Source organism: Geodermatophilus tzadiensis (assembly GCF_003002915.1).
GTDB lineage: Bacteria > Actinomycetota > Actinomycetes > Mycobacteriales > Geodermatophilaceae > Geodermatophilus > Geodermatophilus tzadiensis.
The window spans coordinates 1-19,187 of sequence record NZ_PVTG01000007.1 but is presented as its reverse complement, the minus strand read 5'-3'; the positions used below and the strand labels follow the sequence as shown (position 1 = coordinate 19,187).

General features: G+C 75.1%; 17 protein-coding genes. 12 read left to right on the top strand and 5 right to left on the bottom strand.

Annotated elements, in window-relative coordinates:
• Positions 1–67 precede the first annotated feature (67 nt).
• The 5 genes from LY71_RS10805 to LY71_RS10785 are packed head-to-tail and all read left to right on the top strand — an operon-like array spanning position 68 to position 5,231.
• Positions 68–883: an ABC transporter ATP-binding protein gene (locus tag LY71_RS10805; protein ID WP_245887829.1), complete on the top strand. Its 816-nt coding sequence runs from the start codon at positions 68–70 to the stop codon at positions 881–883.
• Positions 871–1,857, top strand: a complete 987-nt coding sequence (locus tag LY71_RS10800; RefSeq protein WP_245887828.1) for an ABC transporter ATP-binding protein — start codon at positions 871–873, stop codon at positions 1,855–1,857. The genes LY71_RS10805 and LY71_RS10800 overlap by 13 nt, the downstream gene beginning before the upstream one ends.
• The gene (locus tag LY71_RS10795) at positions 1,854–2,744 is read left to right on the top strand and encodes a branched-chain amino acid ABC transporter permease (protein WP_106277262.1); all 891 of its coding nucleotides are present in this window, start codon (positions 1,854–1,856) and stop codon (positions 2,742–2,744) included. The genes LY71_RS10800 and LY71_RS10795 overlap by 4 nt, the downstream gene beginning before the upstream one ends.
• Positions 2,737–3,987: a branched-chain amino acid ABC transporter permease gene (locus LY71_RS10790; protein WP_106277260.1), complete on the top strand. Its 1,251-nt coding sequence runs from the start codon at positions 2,737–2,739 to the stop codon at positions 3,985–3,987. The genes LY71_RS10795 and LY71_RS10790 overlap by 8 nt, the downstream gene beginning before the upstream one ends.
• 29 nt (positions 3,988–4,016) lie before the next feature.
• Positions 4,017–5,231: an ABC transporter substrate-binding protein gene (locus tag LY71_RS10785; protein ID WP_245887827.1), complete on the top strand. Its 1,215-nt coding sequence runs from the start codon at positions 4,017–4,019 to the stop codon at positions 5,229–5,231.
• A gap of 169 nt (positions 5,232–5,400) precedes the next feature.
• On the opposite strand, the gene LY71_RS10780 is transcribed toward LY71_RS10785, so the two are convergent.
• Both LY71_RS10780 and LY71_RS10775 read right to left on the bottom strand, forming a co-directional pair.
• Positions 5,401–7,062, bottom strand: coding sequence for a CocE/NonD family hydrolase (locus tag LY71_RS10780; protein WP_211297261.1), 1,662 nt, complete (start codon positions 7,060–7,062; stop codon positions 5,401–5,403).
• Positions 7,059–8,021: a quinone oxidoreductase family protein gene (locus tag LY71_RS10775; RefSeq protein WP_106277256.1), complete on the bottom strand. Its 963-nt coding sequence runs from the start codon at positions 8,019–8,021 to the stop codon at positions 7,059–7,061. Before LY71_RS10775 ends, LY71_RS10780 begins: the two co-directional genes overlap by 4 nt.
• A gap of 100 nt (positions 8,022–8,121) precedes the next feature.
• On the opposite strand from LY71_RS10775, the gene LY71_RS10770 reads away from it, so the two are divergent.
• The 4 genes from LY71_RS10770 to LY71_RS10755 all read left to right on the top strand — a co-directional run bounded on the left by LY71_RS10770 (position 8,122) and on the right by LY71_RS10755 (position 13,042).
• A complete protein-coding gene (locus tag LY71_RS10770) occupies positions 8,122–8,760 on the top strand; it encodes a cysteine hydrolase family protein (RefSeq protein WP_106277254.1) in 639 nt (212 codons plus the stop codon).
• Between the two features lie 195 nt (positions 8,761–8,955).
• Positions 8,956–10,113, top strand: coding sequence for an NAD(P)/FAD-dependent oxidoreductase (locus LY71_RS10765; RefSeq protein ID WP_211297260.1), 1,158 nt, complete (start codon positions 8,956–8,958; stop codon positions 10,111–10,113).
• Positions 10,114–10,131: 18 nt separating this feature from the next.
• Positions 10,132–11,661 carry an L-piperidine-6-carboxylate dehydrogenase gene (gene amaB / locus LY71_RS10760; RefSeq protein WP_106277252.1) on the top strand — a complete coding sequence of 510 codons (1,530 nt, stop codon included), beginning with the start codon at positions 10,132–10,134 and terminating at the stop codon, positions 11,659–11,661.
• A gap of 58 nt (positions 11,662–11,719) precedes the next feature.
• Positions 11,720–13,042 (top strand): ATP-dependent 6-phosphofructokinase, encoded by a 1,323-nt coding sequence (locus LY71_RS10755; RefSeq protein ID WP_106277250.1) that lies wholly within the window; start codon positions 11,720–11,722, stop codon positions 13,040–13,042.
• Between the two features lie 48 nt (positions 13,043–13,090).
• Here LY71_RS10755 and LY71_RS10750 read toward each other — a convergent pair whose 3' ends face one another.
• Entirely contained in the window at positions 13,091–13,822 is a 732-nt protein-coding gene (locus LY71_RS10750) for a PadR family transcriptional regulator (protein ID WP_106277248.1), read from the bottom strand.
• Positions 13,823–14,120: 298 nt separating this feature from the next.
• Here LY71_RS10750 and LY71_RS10745 point away from each other — a divergent pair, with 298 nt between their 5' ends.
• Together LY71_RS10745 and LY71_RS10740 are read left to right on the top strand one after the other, a co-directional pair.
• Complete coding sequence (locus tag LY71_RS10745; RefSeq protein WP_106277246.1) at positions 14,121–14,702, top strand: hypothetical protein; 582 nt, start codon at positions 14,121–14,123, stop codon at positions 14,700–14,702.
• 233 nt (positions 14,703–14,935) lie between these two features.
• Positions 14,936–15,292 carry a hypothetical protein gene (locus LY71_RS10740; protein WP_245887826.1) on the top strand — a complete coding sequence of 119 codons (357 nt, stop codon included), beginning with the start codon at positions 14,936–14,938 and terminating at the stop codon, positions 15,290–15,292.
• A gap of 37 nt (positions 15,293–15,329) precedes the next feature.
• Here LY71_RS10740 and LY71_RS10735 read toward each other — a convergent pair whose 3' ends face one another.
• The gene (locus tag LY71_RS10735; RefSeq protein ID WP_106277242.1) at positions 15,330–15,620 is read right to left on the bottom strand and encodes a DUF1540 domain-containing protein; all 291 of its coding nucleotides are present in this window, start codon (positions 15,618–15,620) and stop codon (positions 15,330–15,332) included.
• A gap of 185 nt (positions 15,621–15,805) precedes the next feature.
• Between LY71_RS10735 and LY71_RS10730 the strand changes: the two genes are divergently transcribed.
• Positions 15,806–16,390: an AAA family ATPase gene (locus LY71_RS10730; RefSeq protein WP_170121309.1), complete on the top strand. Its 585-nt coding sequence runs from the start codon at positions 15,806–15,808 to the stop codon at positions 16,388–16,390.
• Positions 16,391–16,393: 3 nt separating this feature from the next.
• Here LY71_RS10730 and LY71_RS10725 read toward each other — a convergent pair whose 3' ends face one another.
• Complete coding sequence (locus LY71_RS10725; RefSeq protein WP_106277563.1) at positions 16,394–18,904, bottom strand: HAD-IC family P-type ATPase; 2,511 nt, start codon at positions 18,902–18,904, stop codon at positions 16,394–16,396.
• Positions 18,905–19,187 lie beyond the last annotated feature (283 nt).

Below are 19,187 nucleotides of genomic sequence, written 5' to 3'. Positions count from 1 at the left end.
CGAGTGGTCACAGTCGGGCCGTCGGTACCCGACAGGCCTTGACCTGCCGCCTATCGTTCCGCCGCATGTGCTGCACATCACCTCCGGTCGCACCGTGCTGACCGTCGACTCGCTGCAGGTCACCTACGGCGGTGCCGTCGAGGCCGTCCGTGGCGTGTCCATGGAGGTGCCCGACGGCGCGGTCGTCGCGGTCCTGGGCAGCAACGGCGCCGGCAAGAGCACGCTGCTGCGCACCATCTCGGGCACCCTGCGGCTGCACAAGGGCCGCGTCGACGCGGGCTCCGTGCGCTTCGGCGACCTCGACCTCACCCGCCGCGACGCCGGCCAGATCGTGCGCGCCGGCGTCGTCCAGGTGCCGGAGGGACGGCGGATCTTCGGCCGGCTCACCGTGGAGGAGAACCTGCGCGCGGGGGGCATGGGCAACCGCGACCGCGGCGCCAAGGCCAAGGCCGTCGCCCGGGTCCACGACCTGTTCCCGGTGCTGCGCGAGCGGGCCGCCCAGCGCGCCGGGCTGCTGTCGGGCGGTGAGCAGCAGATGCTCGCCATCGGCCGCGCGCTGATGGCCAGCCCCCGCCTGCTGCTGCTCGACGAGCCCTCCCTGGGCCTGGCACCCCGGGTCATCGGCCAGATCGGCGAGGTGGTCGCCGAGATCAACCGGCAGGGCACCGCGGTGCTGCTGGTCGAGCAGAACGCGACCATGGCCCTCGGCGTCGCCGACCGCGCCTACGTCCTCGACGTCGGCAAGGTGTCGCTGTCCGGCGACGCCCGCGAGCTCGCGCAGACCGACGAGGTGCAGCGGCTCTACCTCGGCCACACCGGGGACGCCCCCGAGCAGCGCACCGACCGCGCGCCGCTGCGCAGCCTGTCGCGGTGGACGGCGTGAGCGCGCCGGCGGCCGAGGCCCGCACCGACGTCCCCCCGGTCGAGGTCGAGCACGTCAGCGTCGCCTTCGGCGCCATCAAGGCGCTCAGCGACGTCTCGTTCACCGTGCAGCCGGGCAGCATCCACGCCGTCATCGGGCCCAACGGCGCCGGCAAGTCGACGCTGTTCAACGTCCTCTCCGGCGTCTATAAGGCCACCGAGGGCGAGGTCCGCTTCGGCGACGCCCGCCTCAGCACCATGCGGCCGTTCCAGATCGCCGGCGTCGGTGTGGCCCGCGCCTTCCAGAACATCGCGCTGTCGGGCGCCCAGACCGTCGCCGAGAACCTGATGCTCGGCCGGCACCACCTCACCAAGGCCGGCTTCCTCTCCTCCGGGCTGCGGCTGCCGCGCGCCACCCGCGAGGGCAAGGTGCACGGCGAGCGCATCCGCGAGATCGCCGAGTTCCTCGACCTGGGGCCCAAGCTGCACACCCCGGTCGGCGTGCTGTCCTACGGCGACCAGAAGCGGGTCGAGGTGGCCCGCGCGCTGTGCATCGAGCCGCGGCTGCTGCTGCTCGACGAGCCGGTGGCCGGCATGAACGCGCAGGAGACCGTGCGGATGGCCGACGCGATCCGGGAGATCCGCTCGGCGCTGGGGATCTCGATCATCCTCGTGGAGCACGACATGGGGATGGTCATGTCGCTGGCCGACCGGGTCACCGTCCTGGACTTCGGCCGCCGCATCGCCGACGGCACCCCGGCGCAGGTGCAGTCCGACCCCGAGGTCATCCGCGCCTACCTGGGCTCGGGCACCGACGTCGACCCGGCCGAGGCCGCCGCCGCCCACGGCGGCACCGCGCACGGCAGCACCGCGCACGGCGGCACCGCGCACGGCGGCACCGCGCACGGCGGCACCGCGCACGGCAGCACCGCGCACGGCAGCACCGCGCACGGCACCGCAGACCACGCCACCGACGTCCCGGGGAGCCGGCCGTGACCCAGTTCCTGTCCCTGCTGCTCAACGGCATCTCGCTGGGCGCCATCTACGCGCTCATCGCCCTGGGCTTCGTGATCATCTTCAAGGCGAGCGAGGTCGTCAGCTTCACGCACGGCTCGCTGCTGCTGCTGGGCGCCTACACGATCGCCCGGCTGTCGGACAGCCTCGGCTTCCTGCCGGCGGTGCTGGTCGGCGTCCTGGTCACCGCGGTGGCGGCGATCCTGGTGGAGCGGTTCATCATCAACCGGCTCCGCGGTGCCCCGGTGATCAGCCTGGCCATCGTCACCATCGGCGTCGACATCATCCTGCTCACCGAGCTCATCCGGCAGATCGGCCCGGACATCCTCAACGTCCCGCACCCGTGGGGCGGGGACTCGGTGCGCATCGGCGGGGTGGGCATCAGCGAGAACCGGCTCATCGCGATGGGCGTCGCCGGGGTCCTGATCATCGCCTTCTTCGTCGCCTTCAAGTACTCCAGCTGGGGCGTGGCCATGCGCGCCTCGGCCGAGGACGGCGAGGCCGCGGCGCTGATGGGCATCCGCCAGGGCCGCGTCTCGGCGCTGGCCTGGGTGGTCGCCGGCGTCCTGGCCGCCGTCGCCGCGCTGTTCCTCGTCGGCGCCCCGACCCCCGGTGTCAGCGCGGCGGCCTACACCGTCGCCCTGCGCGCCTTCCCGGCCGCGATCCTCGGCGGCCTGGACTCCACCGGCGGCGCGCTGGTCGGCGGGCTGCTCATCGGCATCACCGAGGCGATGGCGGCCGGCTACCAGGACCAGCTGTCGTTCCTGGGCCGCGGGTTCGGCGAGGTCGCGCCCTACGTCGTGATGATCATCGTGCTGCTGGTCCGTCCCTCCGGCCTGTTCGGGACCAAGGAGCTGACACGTGTCTGACACCCTCTCCGCGCCGGCCGGCGCCGGCCGCGCGTCGGCACCTCCTCCCGGGTCGGCGTCCCGCCGGTCCCCGGCGCGGCTGCTCAAGCCGCTGCTGCTGGTGGCCCTGCTCGTCGTGCTGCTGGCGCTGCCGCTGTACGTGGAGGAGTTCTGGCTGCGCACCGGCTTCGCCGTCGCCGGCGCGATCGTCGGCGCCATCGGCCTGAACCTGCTGGTGGGCACCACCGGGCAGCTGTCGCTGGCGCACGCGTTCTTCCTCGCGGTCGGCGCGGTCAGCTACACCTACATCTCCGGGGAGTCCGGCGGCCTGGGCACCCGGGCGGCGCTGCGTGGCCTGGAGCTGCCGCCGATCGTCGGCATGGTCGTCGGCGTGCTGCTCGCCGGCCTCGCCGGGCTGCTGTTCAGCCCGATCGCGGCCCGGCTGCGCGGCATCTACCTCGGCGTCGCCTCGCTGGGTCTGGTGTTCATCGGCGTCCACGTGCTCAACACCTGGACGCCGGTGACCGGCGGGTTCAACGGCCGCTCGGTGCCGGAGTTCTCGCTGTTCGGCTTCAGCTTCGGCAACGACGACCCGCAGCTGTTCGTCCTCGGCGTCCCGTTCCGGGCGGCCGAGCGGCTGTGGTACCTGGGCCTCGTCCTGGCCCTGCTCGCCTACCTCTTCGCGCGCAACCTGCTGCGCAGCCGGCCCGGCCGGGCGCTGCAGACGCTGCGCGACAGCGAGGTGGCCGCCTCCGTCATGGGCGTCAACGTGCAGGCCTACAAGGCGCGGGTGTTCCTGGTCAGCTCCATGTACGCGGGCCTGTCCGGGGTCATGTACGCGCTGAGCATCGGCAGCATCGCGCCGGAGTCCTTCGGCCTCACCGTCTCGATCCTCTACCTGGCGATGATCGTGCTCGGCGGCCTCGGCTCGGTGGCCGGCGCGGCGCTGGGCGCGGCCTTCGTCACCGCCCTGCCCCTGGTGTTCCAGCAGTTCGCCGACGTGCTGCCACTGGTGAGCGCCCCCGGCGAGGGCGGCGTGGCGGCCGGCATCGCGGCCCGCTACCTGTTCGGCCTGGCGATCATCCTCGTCGTCCTCTTCGAGCCCGGCGGCCTCGCCGGGTTCGCCAACCGCTTCCGCCGCCGAGGTCGCGGGTCCGCCCGCGGTCCCGGCAGCGGATCCCCGAGCGCCGGTCCGGCCTCGGCGTCGAGCACCACCGTCCCCGACCCGTCCGATCCACCAGCCCAAGGGAGCAGCACCAGATGAGAGCAGGAAAGCGTCTACGGGGGGCCACCGTGCTGGCCGCTGCCGCCGCCGTGGCGGTCAGCGGCTGCAGCACCAAGGCACCGGAGAGCGGTGGCGGCGGTGGTGGTGGCGGCGGCTCCGAGGGGGAGGTCACGACCGACGTCGGCATCGAGGGCACCACCATCCGGCTCGGTGTGCTCACCGACCTGACCGGTGTGTTCGCCGCGCTGGGCACCGACATCACCAACGGCAACACGCTGTACTGGCAGGACAACCAGGTCTGCGACACCTACGACGTCGAGCTCGACGTCCAGGACACCAACTACGTGCCGCAGAACGGCGTGCAGCTGTACTCCGGCATGGAGCCCAACATCCTGGCGATGCAGCAGACGATCGGCTCGCCGATCAACACCGCGCTCGCGCCGGAGTACGAGAGCGACTCGATCGTCAACTTCCCGTCGGCCTGGGCGCGCACGCTCACCGAGATCCCCGGCACCGGCGTCCTGGGCGCCACCTACGACGTCGAGCTGGCCAACGGCTACCAGTACCTCTTCGACCAGGGCCTGCTGCAGGACGGCGCCACCGTCGGGCACATCTACTTCGAGGGCGAGTACGGGGAGAACGGCCTGGCCGGCAGCGAGGCCGTGGCCGAGGCCCGCGACCTCACCGTCATCCCGGCGCAGATCAAGTCCACCGACCAGGACATGTCCGCGCAGATCACCCAGTTCGCCTCCGAGGGCGTCGACGCGATCGTGCTGACCGTCGCGCCCCCGCAGACCGCCTCGGCGGCCGCGGTGGCGCAGGCGCAGGGCCTCGACGTGCCGATCCTGGGCAGCAACCCGGTGTTCGCGCCGGGCCTGCTGCAGGGCCCCTCGGCGCAGTGGCTCAAGGACCACCTGTACGTGTCCTCGCCGATCACCGCGTGGGACGCCGAGCCCGAGCTGCTGCAGGAGTACCAGGCGGCCTACCCGAACACCACGCCGAGCCTCGGCGCGATCTTCGGGTACGCGATGGGCGACGTCATGAAGCAGACCCTCGACGCGGCGTGCGAGAACGGTGACCTCACCCGTGAGGGCGTCGTCGCCGCGTTCGGCGAGCTGGAGAACGTCGACACCGGCGGCCTGATCGTGCCGATCGAGGCGTTCGAGCCGGGCGTCTCGCCGAGCACGCAGAGCTTCATCCTGCGGCCGGCCGACGTCCCCGGCGGTGCCGAGGTCGTGCAGGACGCGTTCGAGGGCGAGCTGGCCGGCGACCTCGCCGGGTAAGGACCCCGCTGCCCCCCGCCACTCGCACGCTCGCGGCGGGACCCTGCAGCGGGGCCGTTCCAGCACGTCACCGTGCTCGGGCCGGGTCCCTGCACGGGGGCCGTTCCAGCAGGTCACGTAGCGGCGCCCCCTCCTGTCGGAGGGGGCGCCGTCGTGCGTGCGGGGCGGGTCAGCCCAGGACGGGCAGCTCCACGCGCGAGGGGTGTGCCGCGTCGTGGTGCACCTCGACGCGGCACGGGCGGCCCGTGGTCGCGGTGGCGAAGGGCTCCCCGGTGCCGGGGTTGCGGGCGAAGCGCGGGAACGCGCCGCCGGCGACCTGCATCCGCAGCCGGTGGCCGGCGCGGAACCGGTAGGCGGTGGGGAACAGCTCGACGTCGACGGCCAGCACGCCGTCCTCGCCCACGGTCACGTCGGCGGCCGGCACGGTGCGGGGGTCGAGCCGGCGGACGCCGTCGACCACGTTGCGCGAGACCCCGTCCGGGGACACGTCGCAGAGCCGCACGAAGACGTCGGCGTGCTCGTGCTCGGGGCGCACGTGCACCCGGGCGCGCACGTGCCCGACGACGTCCACGTCGCGGGACAGCACGGGCCCGGTGAACACCAGGACGTCGTCGCGGGCCTCGACCGCGGCGTTGTCGGCCTGCCCGCCCGGCCGCACCAGCAGCGGCCCGCCCACGGTGGGTGTCGGGTCGGCCGGGTCGAAGGTGAACCGGCCGGGCGGGGCGTCGCCGGCCTCGGCCTCCTCGGTGAGCCGGCCGCCGGCGCGGAGGTGGTGGGCGACCGGCCGGCTGCCCGGCGGCGGCCAGCTCTGCGACTCCAGCCAGGTGCCGGCCCGCTGCAGGTACAGCCGGACCGGGAGCCCCTGCGGGGCGGGGGCGCCGTGGAGGTGGTGGCCGAGCCAGGCGACGTCGTCGCGCAGGGCGGTCCGGAGCTCGGCGGGGTCCCCGTGCAGCCAGGGGCCGACGGTGATCCGTACCGGGACGCCGGCGGCGCGCAGCCGGGCGTGGTCGGCGAGCTGGGCGGCGCAGAAGAGGTCCCACCAGCCGGTGACCATGCTCACCGGGGGCATCCGGGTCAGGTCGGCCCCGTGGTGGTCGGCGACGTTCCAGAACGGGTCGCCCGGAGCGGCGTGACCGGTGAAGTCGCGCCAGAAGGGCACCGGTGCGCCGACCGCGGCGGTGTCGGCGGCCTGCAGCGGCAGCGCGCGCAGCGCCCGCTGGACGCGCGCCCGCAGCCGGGGGCGCAGCGGCCCGGGCAGCCCGCCGGCCTCCTGGCGGCCGATGGCGACCGACCACTCCAGCGCGTTCTCGACCATCGGCGCGCCGTGCTCGTAGAACGCCCGGGTGACCTGCGCGGCGGTGACGTGCGGGGAGACCGACACCAGCGGCGGGTCGGCGTAGGGCGCCACCGCCCACTGGGTGTGCCCGAAGTAGCTGGCGCCGGTCATCGCCACCCGGCCGTCGCACCACGGTCGTGCGCGCAGCCAGGCGAGGGTGGCCAGGCCGTCCTCGTGCTCGGTGGTGAAGGGCCGGAACAGCCCGCCGGAGCCGAACGTGCCGCGGGTGGACTGCACGAACACCTGGAACCCGCGCCGGGCGTAGGGCGCGGCGAACGCGTGCGCGAACACGCCGGCGCGGCCGTAGGGCAGCCGGACGAGGACGACGGGCAGCGGGCCGTCGGCGGCGGCGGGTCGGTAGTGGTCGCCGAGCAGCGCCACCCCGTCGGGCATCGGCACGGCGACGTCGCGCTCGACGGTGTAGGCCGTCGCGCGCAGCGGCAATCCCAGCGCCGCGTCGGCCAGCAGACCGCCCAGCCGCGCGAGCACGCTCACGCGGTGCCGCCCCCGCCGGGGAACAGCAGCACCTTGCCCGTCGTCCGGCGGCCCTCGAGGTCCTCGTGCGCCCGGCGGGCCTGCGCCAGCGGCAGGCGCGCGCCGATGCGCACGTCGAGCCGGCCGGCGGCGACCAGGCCGAGCACCGCGCCGGCGCGCTCGCGCAGCAGCTCCGGCGTGCGGGTGTAGGTGGCCAGCGTCGGGCGCTGCACGTAGACCGAGCCGTGCGCGGCCAGCTGCTGCAGCTCCAGCGGCTCGGGCTGCCCGCTGGAGGCGCCGTACAGGACCATCCGGCCGGTGGGCCGCAGCGCCCGGAGCCCCGCGGTGAACGTGGTCCGGCCGACGCCGTCGTACACCGCGGCCGCGCCCTCGCCGCCGGAGAGCTCGCGCACCCGCTCGACGAAGCCGTCGTAGCCGACGACGACCTCGTCGGCGCCGGCGCCCCGGGCCAGCTCCGCCTTCTCCTCGGTCGAGGTCGTGGCCTGCACGTGCCCGCCGCGCAGCCGCACCAGCTGGGTGAGCAGCAGCCCGACACCGCCGGCGGCGCTGTGCACCACCACCCAGTCGCCCTCGGCCACGGGGTGGGAGTCGGCGGCCAGGTAGTGCGCGGTGCAGCCCTGCAGCATGACGGCGGCGGCCAGCTCCGAGCTCACCCCGTCGGGCACCGGCACCAGCGCGCCCCGCCGGGCGGCCACCCGCCCGGCGTAGCTGCCCGGCACGTTGAGCCAGGCCACCCGCTCCCCGGTGTCCACGACGCGCCCGGCACCCTCGGCGCCGACCACCGCGGGCGGGGACGCCGTGTAGGGCGGGCGGCCCTCGCGCTCGTACACGTCGCGGAAGTTGACGCCCACCGCCTCGACGTCGACGAGCACCTCGCCGTCGCGGGGCTCGGGGTCGGGCACGTCCTGGACGGTCAGCACCTCCGGTCCGCCGGTGCGCTCGTAGACCACTGCCTGCACGTCGCCTCCTCGGGTCGGCCCGGGTCCGGGCCCTCGTCCCGTGCCTACCACCGGGCCGCCGGGCCTGGTACTCGACGGCGGGGGCTGCCAGGCTCGTGCGGTGCAGCGCGCCTTCGGTGTCGACGTCCCCGAGACGGTCGCCGAGATGTGCCGGCCGGCGGCCAGCGCCGTGCTCGTCTACGACGCGCAGGTGGGCATCCTGGCCCACGTCCGGGACCGCGGGGCGCTGACCGGGCGGATCGCGGACGTGCTGCGCGCGGCCCGCGCGGCCGGCGTCCCCGTGCTGTACGTGCGGCACGTGTCCCTGCCGCCCTCGCACATGGGCGTGGCCGCGCTGCGCACCGCGATGGCCTGGCAGCGGCGGGACCGCGCCGACGCCGTCACCGCCGCCTTCCCGCCGGACGCCGAGCACACGCAGATCACCCCGGACCTCGCGCCGGCCGACGGCGAGCCGGTGTTCGACAAGCTGGGCATGTCGGCGCTGGTGGGGACGCCGCTGGAGGCCGTGCTGCGCGACCGGGGGGTGACCACCCTGGTCCTGGTCGGTGCGGTACTGGAGATCGGCATCGAGCCCACCGCCCGGCACGCCGCCGACCTCGGGTTCCTCCCGGTGGTGGTGGAGGACGCCTGCGGGGTGGTCGACGAGGACGCCGCCCGCCGCTCGCTGGCCGGCCTCGACTACAGCCTGCTGTCCCACCGCTGCACCGCCGCCGAGGTCGTCGCCGCGTTCGGCGGGTGAGGTCCGGCGGGTGAGCCTCCGCCGGCGTCCGCGGTGTGTGCCCGTGCCGTCGGCCGCGGCGCCACCGGTCCGCGGTGCGTGCACACGGCGTGGACGGCGACGGCGGCCGGACGCCACGCTCCCGGGGCCTGGTGCGGCGGGCCGCCCGCCCCGCAGGATGGGCTCCCGCACCCGCGTCCGGCCAGGAGGACCCCGATGAGCCCGCAGCTGCCGCCCTCGGCGTCGGTCGTCGTGATCGGCGGGGGAGTGGTGGGCCTGGCGACGGCGTACGAGCTGGCCCGCGCCGGCGTGCGCGACGTCGTCCTGCTCGAGCGCGACTCCTTCGGCTCGGGCTCGACCTGCCGGGCGGCCGGCGGGGTGCGCGCGATGTTCTCCGACCCGGTCAACGTCACCCTGGGCGCCCGCAGCCTGGAGACCTTCCGCGACTTCCCGGCCCGCTTCGGCCAGGACGTCGACTTCGCCCAGGTCGGCTACCTCTTCCTGCTGTCGACGCCCGCGGAGGTCGAGGACTTCACCGCCGCGGTCGCGCTGCAGAACGACCTCGGCGTGCCCAGCCGGGTGGTCGACGTCGCCGAGGCGCAGCGGCTGTCCCCGCTCGTCGCCGGCGAGGGCCTGCTCGCCGCCGCCTGGTCGCCCACCGACGGCCACTGCACGCCGGAGTCGGTCGTCCTCGGCTACGCCGCGGCGGCCCGCCAGGCCGGTGCCACGCTCGTGCCGCACTGCGCGGTCACCGGGATCGACGTCGCCGAGGGGCAGGTGACCGGGGTGCGCACCCGGGCGGGGCGGGTGCAGACCGACGCCGTCGTCGTCGCGGCCGGGCCGTGGTCGGCGGAGGTGGGCCGCCTCGCCGGGATCGAGCTGCCGGTGGAGCCGCTGCGCCGGCAGATCCTGGTCACCGAGCCCGTGCCGGGGCTCGACCCGCACACCCCGTTCACCATCGACTTCGCCACCTCCTTCTACTTCCACCGCGAGGGGGCCGGTGTGCTCATGGGCATGTCCGACCCCGACGAGACGCCCGGCTTCCGGCTCACCCGCTCCGAGGCGTGGCTCCCGCGGCTGGGCGAGGCGGTGGAGCGGCGGGCGCCCGCGCTGGCGTCGGTGGGCATCACCGGCGGCTGGGCCGGGCTCTACGAGATGACGCCCGACCACAACGCCCTCATCGGCCGGTCCGCCGAGGTCGAGGGGCTGCTGTACGCCACCGGCTTCTCCGGGCACGGGTTCCTCATGGGCCCGGCGGTGGGGGAGGTGGTGCGCGACCTGTACCTGGGGCGCGAGACGCTGGTGGACGTCGCCGGCCTCGACGTCCGGCGGTTCGCCACCGCGGGCGCCCGCCCGGAACTGAACATCGTCTGACACGGAGGACCGCAGAACGTGACCAGCCTGCCCACCGCCGAGGAGCTCCGGACCCTCGCCCGCGAGGCCGCCGGACGCTGCGGCGTCGACCTCGACGCCGTCGCCGGTGACCACCCGGTGACCTCGCCGCTGACCGGCACCCCCCTGGCCTCGGTCCGCTGGGACACCGCCGCCGACGTCGAGACGGCCGTCGCCCGCGCCGGGGAGGCGTTCGGCACCTGGCGGACGACGCCGGCACCGGTGCGCGGCCAGCTCGTGCGCCGCCTCGGCGAGCTGCTGCGCGAGCACAAGGCCGACCTCGCCACCCTGGTCAGCCTGGAGGTCGGCAAGATCACCTCCGAGGCGGCCGGCGAGGTGCAGGAGATGGTCGACATCTGCGAGTTCGCCGTCGGCCTGTCCCGCCAGCTCTACGGGCGCACCATCAGCTCCGAGCGCCCCGGTCACCGGCTCATGGAGACCTGGCACCCGCTCGGCGTCGTCGGCGTCATCAGCGCCTTCAACTTCCCGGTCGCCGTCTGGTCCTGGAACACCGCCGTCGCCCTCGTCTGCGGCGACCCGGTCGTGTGGAAGCCGTCGGAGCTCGCCCCGCTGTCGGCGCTGGCCGCTGCCGCGCTGCTGGACCGGGCGATCGCCGAGACCGGCGCGCCGGCCGGGCTCAGCCAGGTCGTGCTCGGCGGGGCCGACGTCGGCGAGGCGCTGGTCGACTCGCCCGGCGTCGCGCTGCTGTCGGCCACCGGGTCCACCCGCATGGGCCGGGTCGTCGGCCCGCGGGTCGCCGACCGCTTCGGCCGCTCGCTGCTCGAGCTCGGCGGCAACAACGCCGCGATCGTCACCCCGTCGGCCGACCTCGACCTGGCCACCCGCGGGATCGTCTTCTCCGCCGCGGGCACCGCCGGGCAGCGGTGCACCACGATGCGCCGCGTCATCGCGCACGTCGACGTCATCGACGCGCTCGTCGAGCGGGTCGCCGCCGCCTACCGCAACCTGCCGATCGGCTCGCCGATCGCCCCGGGGACGCTGGTCGGCCCGCTGGTCCACGACGCCGCCCACAAGGCGATGCAGGACGCGCTGGAGGCCGCCCGGCAGCAGGGCGGCGAGGTCGTCGCCGGCGGCGGACGGCGGCTGGCCGAGGAGGCGCCCGACGCCTACTACGCCGAGCCCGCGCTGGTCCGCATGCCCGCGCAGACCGACGTCGTCCGGCAGGAGACGTTCGCGCCGATCCTCTACGTGCTGCCCTACCGCACCCTGGAGGAGGCCGTGGCGCTGAACAACGACGTCCCGCAGGGCCTGTCGTCGAGCATCTTCACCTCCGACCAGGCCGAGGCCGAGCGGTTCCTGGCCGCCGACGGCTCCGACTGCGGCATCGCCAACGTCAACATCGGCACCTCCGGGGCGGAGATCGGCGGCGCCTTCGGCGGGGAGAAGCACACCGGCGGCGGCCGCGAGTCCGGGTCCGACGCGTGGAAGGCGTACATGCGCCGGGCCACCAACACGATCAACTACTCCGGCGAGCTGCCGCTGGCGCAGGGCGTGGAGTTCCCGATCTGACGCGCCCATCCGGACCCAGTCGTCATGACGACTGGGTCCGTGTGGGACCGTCCTCCCCATGGTCGTCTCCGCGGACCTCGCCGTCCGCACGCTGGGCCCCTGCCGCATCGACTCGCCCCTGGCGCCGCGGCTCGGCTCCCGGGAGACGACGCAGCACTCCGTCGTCGAGGAGGACCGCATCCTCTTCGACGACACGCTGTCGATGGCCGGCGCCCGCGGGGTGCCCCTCGAGCAGCTGCCCAGCCTGGAGCCCGGCGGCCCGCGCAAGAAGATCTACTTCGACCCGGCCAAGACCCGGGTCGGGATCGTCACCTGCGGCGGGCTGTGCCCCGGCCTCAACGACGTCATCCGCGGGCTGGTGCTGGAGCTGTCCCGGCACTACGGCGTCCGGCGGATCGTCGGCTTCCGCAACGGCTACCGGGGGTTCATCCCCGAGTTCGGCGAGGACGTGCTCGACCTCACGCCCGAGGTCGTCATGCACATCGACGACGAGGGCGGCACGATCCTCGGCACCTCCCGCGGCAAGCAGGACCCCGAGGCGATCGTCGACGCGCTCGAGCGCCTCAACATCAACATCCTGTTCGTCATCGGCGGCGACGGCACCATCCGCGGCGCGATGGACGTCGTCGCCGAGGTGGAGCGGCGCGGCCTGAAGGTGGCCGTGGTCGGCATCCCGAAGACGATCGACAACGACATCCCCTACATCGACCAGAGCTTCGGCTTCCAGACGGCGATGTCGGAGGCCACCAAGTCGATCCACGCCGCCAGCGTCGAGGCGCGCTCGGCCCCCGGCGGCATCGGGCTGGTCAAGCTCATGGGCCGGCACTCGGGCTTCATCGCCTGCTACTCGACCCTGGCCAAGGACGACGCCGACTACGTCCTCATCCCCGAGGTGCCCTTCGCCCTCGACGGCGAGCACGGGTTCCTGGAGAACCTGCGCCAGCGCGTGCAGGAGCGCGGGCACGCGGTCGTCGTCGTCGCCGAGGGCGCCGGCCAGGAGCACGTCGAGGGGGAGGAGCCCGGCCGCGACGCCTCGGGCAACGTCCGCTTCGGCGACATCGGCCGGCTGCTGCGCCGCAAGATCGTCGAGCACCTCGACGCGCACGGCGTGGAGAACAACGTCCGCTACTTCGACCCGAGCTACGCCATCCGCAGCGTGCCGGCCAACCCCTACGACAGCGCCTACTGCCTGCGGCTGGCGCACGCCGCGGTGCACGCGGCGATGGCCGGGCGCACCGAGGTGATCGTGGCGCGCCGGCGGCGGCGGTTCGTGCACATCCCGATGGCCCTGGCGGTCAGCCGCCGCAACCACGTCGACCCGCTCGGCGACCTGTGGATGTCGGTGCTCGAGGCCACCGGCCAGCCGGTCCGCTTCGGCTGACCGGCACCGCTTCGGGAGCTCAGCCCCCGGAGCGGTGTCCCGTGCGGCTCACGTCGCGGGCGGGCCGGCCGGGCCGGCTGCCGCGGCGTCGTCGGGACCCTCGGCGAGCAGCAGGTAGAGCGCGCGACGGGCCTCGGCGAGGACGGCGGCCGAGGCGGTCAGCTGCGCCTCCGACCCCGTGCGCGACACCTGGCGGACGGCGCCGTGCACCTGCTCGAGCAGGCCGCGCAGGTCGGGCCCGGCCGTGCCGTCGGCAGCGCCGCCGAACGGGTCGGGCCAGCTGCCGCGGCGCTCCTCGACGTGCTGCCGGCCGGCCTCGGTCAGGGTGACCAGCTTGCGGCCAGCCTCGGCGGTGACGGTGGCCAGGCCCTCGTCCTCCAGCGCGCTGATCGTGGGGTAGACCGCGCCGGGGCTGGGCGTCCAGCGGCCGCCGCTGCGCTCGGCGATGGCCTGCATGAGCTGGTAGCCGTGCATCGGCTGCTCGGTGAGCAGCAGCAGGACGGCGGTGCGGACGTCGCCCCGCGGGGCACGGCCGCGCCGGCCACCACGGGGACCGCCGGGGCCGAAGCCGCGGCGACCGCCCGGGCCGCCGGGGGGGCCGCCGGGGCCGAAGCCGCCGCCGGGACCGAAGCCGCCATAGCCGCCGGGGCCGCCGGGGCCGCCGGGGCCGAAGCCGCCGGGAGCGTCGAACGGACCACCCTCGCGGGGGTGGTGGTGAGGACCGCGGAAGCCGCGGCGCGGGCCGGGCTGCCGGCCTCCGGGGAAGGGGTGCGAGAACATCGCAGGACCTCCTGTGTCGTATCGGATGACGCTAACGATACATCGCTACATGCCCTTCGTCCAGCTTCGCCGTGCGGGCGGCATGAGCGAGGCACGAACGGCGCAGCCGGGCGCAGCGCCGGCTCGTCCGGTCGCCGGTCCATGAACCGTTATCCCCAACTGACCCGCGCAGGCGTGGCGGAGCGGAACCGCACAGTCACAGGTGGGGAGCGGCCCGTTCCCAGGTGCATCACAGGAAAGCGGTCGATCCTCAGAGGTGTAGGCCGGAGGGACCGGCTGTCCGGACTAGGAGTGACCCGTGCGCAAGAAGATCGTCCTCGCCGCCACCGCCGGTGCGCTCACCCTGACCGGCCTGGGACTCGCCGTGCCCGCGATGGCCGACGACGAGCCCACGACGACCGAGAGCACGACCGACAGCGCGACCGCCGAGGACCGCATCCGCGACGCCCTCTCCGGCCTGGTCGACGACGGCTCGATCAGCCAGGAGCAGGCCGACGAGGTGGCCACCACGCTGAGCGAGGCCGGCTTCGGCGGCCACGGCGGGTACGGGTGGCACGGCGGCTTCGGCCTGGAGGTCGCCGCCGAGACGCTGGGCCTGAGCGAGGAGGACCTGCGCACCGCGCTCCAGGCCGACGGCGCCAGCCTCGCCAGCGTGGCCGAGGACCAGGGCGTGGCCGTCGAGGACCTGGTCGCCGCGCTCACCGCGGCCGCGCAGGAGCACCTCGACGAGGCGGTGGCCGAGGGCCGGCTCACCCAGGAGCAGGCCGACGAGCGCTCCGCCGAGCTGGAGACCTGGATCACCGAGCGGGTCAACGACGCCGACGCCGACGGCGGCCCGCGCGGTCCGTGGGGTCACTGGCGCGACGGCGACGACGACTGACCGCCGCCCCTGACCCGAGCAGCACGGGCCGACGGCGCCGCCCGCACCCCGGGTGGCGCCGTCGCCGTCGTCCGGGTCGTCCGTGGGCGGTGGGGGGCGGACGGGAGTGGACCGATCCGTCCGCTGAGGTTAGGCTCGCCTCACTGCAATCCGAGGAGGCGTGCGTGGGGCTGCGACTGCCGGTCGGCGACGTGACTGTGCTGCTGGGACCGGACGGTGCCAGGAGCCGGGTCATGACCGCGCTGGACGACGACAGCGGGCGCTGCGCCTCCGGGCACGCGTCGGTGCGGGTGCACCGGCTGGCCGCCCGGGCCGGTGAGGACGTGGTCGACCGCCTCGAGGCGATCGACGCCGTCGCCGCGCAGGACGCGACCATCGTGCTCGTCGACCGCTTCACCGACGGCCTGGCCGCCCCCGAGCGCCGCCGGCTGCTCGCCGCACTCCGGCCGGTGGCCACCGCCGGTCGCGCGGTCCTCGTCGACGACGCCGACCCCGTGGCCGCGCTCGCCGTCGCCGACGGCGCGCTGCGCGCCGACCCGGCCGGCGGGCTCGTCCACGAGCCGCTGGGCGCCGACCTGCTGGCGTCCTGACCTGCCGCAGGCCGACGGCCCGGCCTGCGCGCGGGGACTAGCGGGCCTGGTAGGTCAGGCAGTCCGCGGCGTCGGCCTCGGGGCCGACGCGGATCCCCGGGGCGGTGCACTCGAGCTTGTCGTTGTGCACGCAGTCGGAGCGGTGGCAGGCACCGACCATGCCGTTGCGGTCGAGACCGCCGCGGAAGCTGATCTCCACGAAGGTGCCGCAGTGGGCGTGGTCACCGCCCACGGTGATTGCCCCCGCGTGGCACTGGTGCTCGGCGTTGTAGGAACAGCTGCTGACCGCACAGTCCTGCACCTGGGGCATGTCCTGGAGAGAGGTCATGGCACCAGGCTGGCACGCCCCCGGAGGGCCCGCCAGCCAAGGAAGGCTAGCCTGACCTGCACGGACGCCGCCCTGTGGGCACGTCCGGGGGGCCGTGCGCGTTGACCTCTCGACGGCCCCGGCCGGGCTCCGGCACCCTCCGGGTCGGCCACCCGGCGGTGGCCCTCGGGAGGTGGGAGAGAACCGTGTCGACCGATGAGGTCCCGGTGCCCGGCACGCCCGGTGCCGCGGCCGACGGCCCCGCGCTCGTGGTGATCGGCGGGCTGCCGGGCAGCGGCAAGACGACGCTGCTGCGGCAGGTGCTCGACCGCGAGGTGCCCGGGGTGACCGCCGTGGACTCCGAGCACGTCGCCGAGCGGCTGGCCGGTGCCGGCCTGCCGTACCCGCTGCTGCGCCCGCTGGTGCACGCCGTGCACCGCGTCGCCGTGCTCCGGGCGCTGGCCGGCCCCGCCCCGGTCGTCGTCCTCACCGATCCCTGGACCAGCACCGCGTGGCGCACGGTGGTGCTGCGGGCCGCGCACCGGGCCGGGCGGGCCGTGCGGCTGGTGCTGCTGGACACCACGCCGGAGGAGGCCGCGGCCGGTCAGCGCGAGCGCGGGCGGGCCATCTCGGCGCGCCGGATGCGCGGGCACGCCAGCCGCTGGGCGCGCCAGCAGCAGGCGCGCGCCGAGGCGGCCGGGCCGGAGGGCCCCGACGACGTCCTCGTCGTCGACCGCGAGGCGGCCCGCCGGCTCACCCTCGACGACGTCCTGGGCCGCATCCGGGGCTGACGCTCACCCTGCGGGCGGGAGACCGAGCGCGCGCTCGAGCAGCCGGAACCGGTAGACCGCGGTCAGCACGGCGAACCACAGGACCAGCGCCGGCAGCACGGTGGCGAAGACCGGCTCGGCGGCGTCGGTGAGGCCGAAGTAGTCGGTGAGCACCGGGACGAACAGCAGCCCGGTGAACGCCACGACCAGACCGGCGACCAGCAGCGCGGGCCGCCGGTCGCCGTCCGGGCGCGTCCAGGAGGCGAAGAACCGGTTGGGCGGGCGCAGGAAGAGGATGAGCAGGAAGGCCGCGTAGGACACGAAGGTCGACAGCCCGGTCTGGGCGCCGATGGTGGCCGCGGCCTCGGCGAAGCCGACGTCGGAGGACGAGACGCCGGTGTAGCTCTCGAAGTCGGCGACCACCTCCTCCGGCGTCCGGGCGGTGCCGACGACGTCGATCAGCGCGGTGTAGAGCGTGGCGTAGACGGCGACGCCCCCGGCCGCCGTCACCACCATCGCCGGGACGACGAAGCGCCACAGCGAGGTCAGCAGCTGCGGGTCGGGGCGCTCGGGCCGCGCCCAGGTGGTGAGGAACAGCGTCGGGACGCCGACGGTCAGCAGGGTCAGCCCGACCTGCGCGGGGGAGTAGGGGAACCCCAGCCCCAGCATGGTGACCGCGACGATCACCAGGCCCTGGGTGCCCACGCGGGCGAGGAACACCTGCATCGAGGTGCCGATGCCGGTGATGATCCGGCGGCCCTCGTGCTGGGCGGGCAGCAGCGCGCCGATCGCGTCCTCGGTGAGCACGATGTCGGCGACGTCGCGGGTGACCGCGCTGCCGCTGCGCATCGCCACGCCGACCTGCGCCCGCTTGAGCGCCCGCGCGTCGTTGACGCCGTCGCCGATCATCGCGACGTAGCGGCCCTGGCGGCGCAGCGAGTCGACCAGCCGCTCCTTCTGCTCCGGCGCGATCCGGCCGAAGACGGCGGTGCGGGTGACCAGGGCGTCGAGCTCGGCGTCCGACAGCGCCTCGAGCTCCGCGCCGGAGACCGGGTCGCCGGCGCCCATCCCGGCCTGCCGGGCGAGCGCGGCGACGGTGCGCGGGTCGTCGCCGGAGACCACCTTGAGGTCGACGCCGTCGGCGGCGAAGCGGGCGACCGTCTCGGGCACGCCGGGACGCAGCTCGTCGGCCAGGACGACCAGCGCCAGCGGCTCCAGGGCGGGCAGCCGCGCCCGGCCGCCGTCGTCGCGCAGGGGTGCGGCCGGGTCGACCGGGCGGGCGGCGACGAGCACCCGCAGGCCCTGCGCGGTCCGGGCGGTGACGGCGTCGGTCAGCGCCGCGCCGGGCATGGCCGGGGTGAGGGACTCGGGCGCGCCCAGCACCAGCACGCCGTCGTCGGTGCGCACCGCGCTCCACCGCAGCGCCGAGGAGAACGGCACCTCCTCGAGCAGCGGGCACTGCCGCCCGGGCAGCGCGGCGGCCAGCGCGGTGGAGGTGAGGTTGCCCGCGGCGGTGCTGCGGGCCGCCGTCCCGACCAGCCGCGCCACCTCCTCCTGCGGGAGCGGGCCGACGGGCACCACCTCGGCGAGGGTGAGCCGGCCGGTGGTGAGCGTGCCGGTCTTGTCGGTGCAGACGACGTCGACGTTGCTGATCGACTCCACGGCGTTGACCTGCTGCACCAGCGCGCCGTCGCGGGCGCTGGCCGCCGCGCCGACGGTGTAGGCGAGCGCGACGAGGAAGAACAGCCCGTAGGGCACCAGGCCGGAGAGCACCGCGGTGGTCTGCACGACCCGCTCCACGGAGAACCCCTCGAGGGCGGCCTGCAGCAGGATGGTGGCGCTCATCAGCGCGACGAGCAGCATGACCAGCCGGACGACGAAGTCGATCCGCCGCTGCAGCGGCGTGGCGTCGGTGCTCACCCGGCGGACGTCGGCGGTCAGCCGGCTGGCGTAGCTGGCGCCGCCGACGTCGCGGGCCAGCTGCCAGCCCTCGCCGCCGGCGGCGAAGCTGCCCGAGAGCAGGTCGTCGCCGGAGCGCTTGGGCTGCGGGTCGGACTCGCCGGTCAGCAGCGACTCGTCGGCCTCGACGGCGCCCTCGAGCAGCGGGCCGTCGACGACGACCTGGTCGCCGGGGCGCACGTGCAGCACGTCGCCGCGGACCACCTCGTGGGGGAGCACCTCCACGTCGCGGCCGTCGCGCACCACCGTGACCCGGCCGCGGGAGAGCAGCTGCAGCCGGTCGAGCTTGCGCTTGGCGCGGATCTCCTGCACGGCGCTGATCGCGGCGTTGACCAGGCCCAGGCCGACGCTGGTGACCGCGTCGCTGTAGCGGCCCAGCGCCAGCAGGGCCGCACCGATGGTGAACAGGATCGTGTTGAAGAGGTTGAAGACGTTGGTCCGCAGGATCTGCGCGTAGCCGCGGCTGGACCCGCGCGGCGCGGTGTTGCCCTCGCCGCGGCGGAGTCGGGCCTGCGCCTCGGCGGCGGTCAGGCCCCAGGTCCCCGCGGCTCGGTCGGTGGTGCCGGTGGACTGCACGGCGGCCACCCTGACAGGCGCCGCGCAGCCGGGCACGGCGGCGGGCCGCTGGACCCCGGGCGGGCCGGGTCCGGGATCAGGTGACCTGATCGTCGCGTGTCCTCCCCGACGGTGGGCGGTCAGGTCGGACGCGCTGCGGTGAGGGAGGACACGCTGCGGTGCGGGCGGAGGCCTCAGGCGGAGGCCTCAGGCGCGTTATGTGGGTTGCTCGCAGCAACTGAGTGTTGACATGGGGGCGCCTCTGCGGAACGCACGTGGTTGTCGAAGACCATTCGCTCCGCAG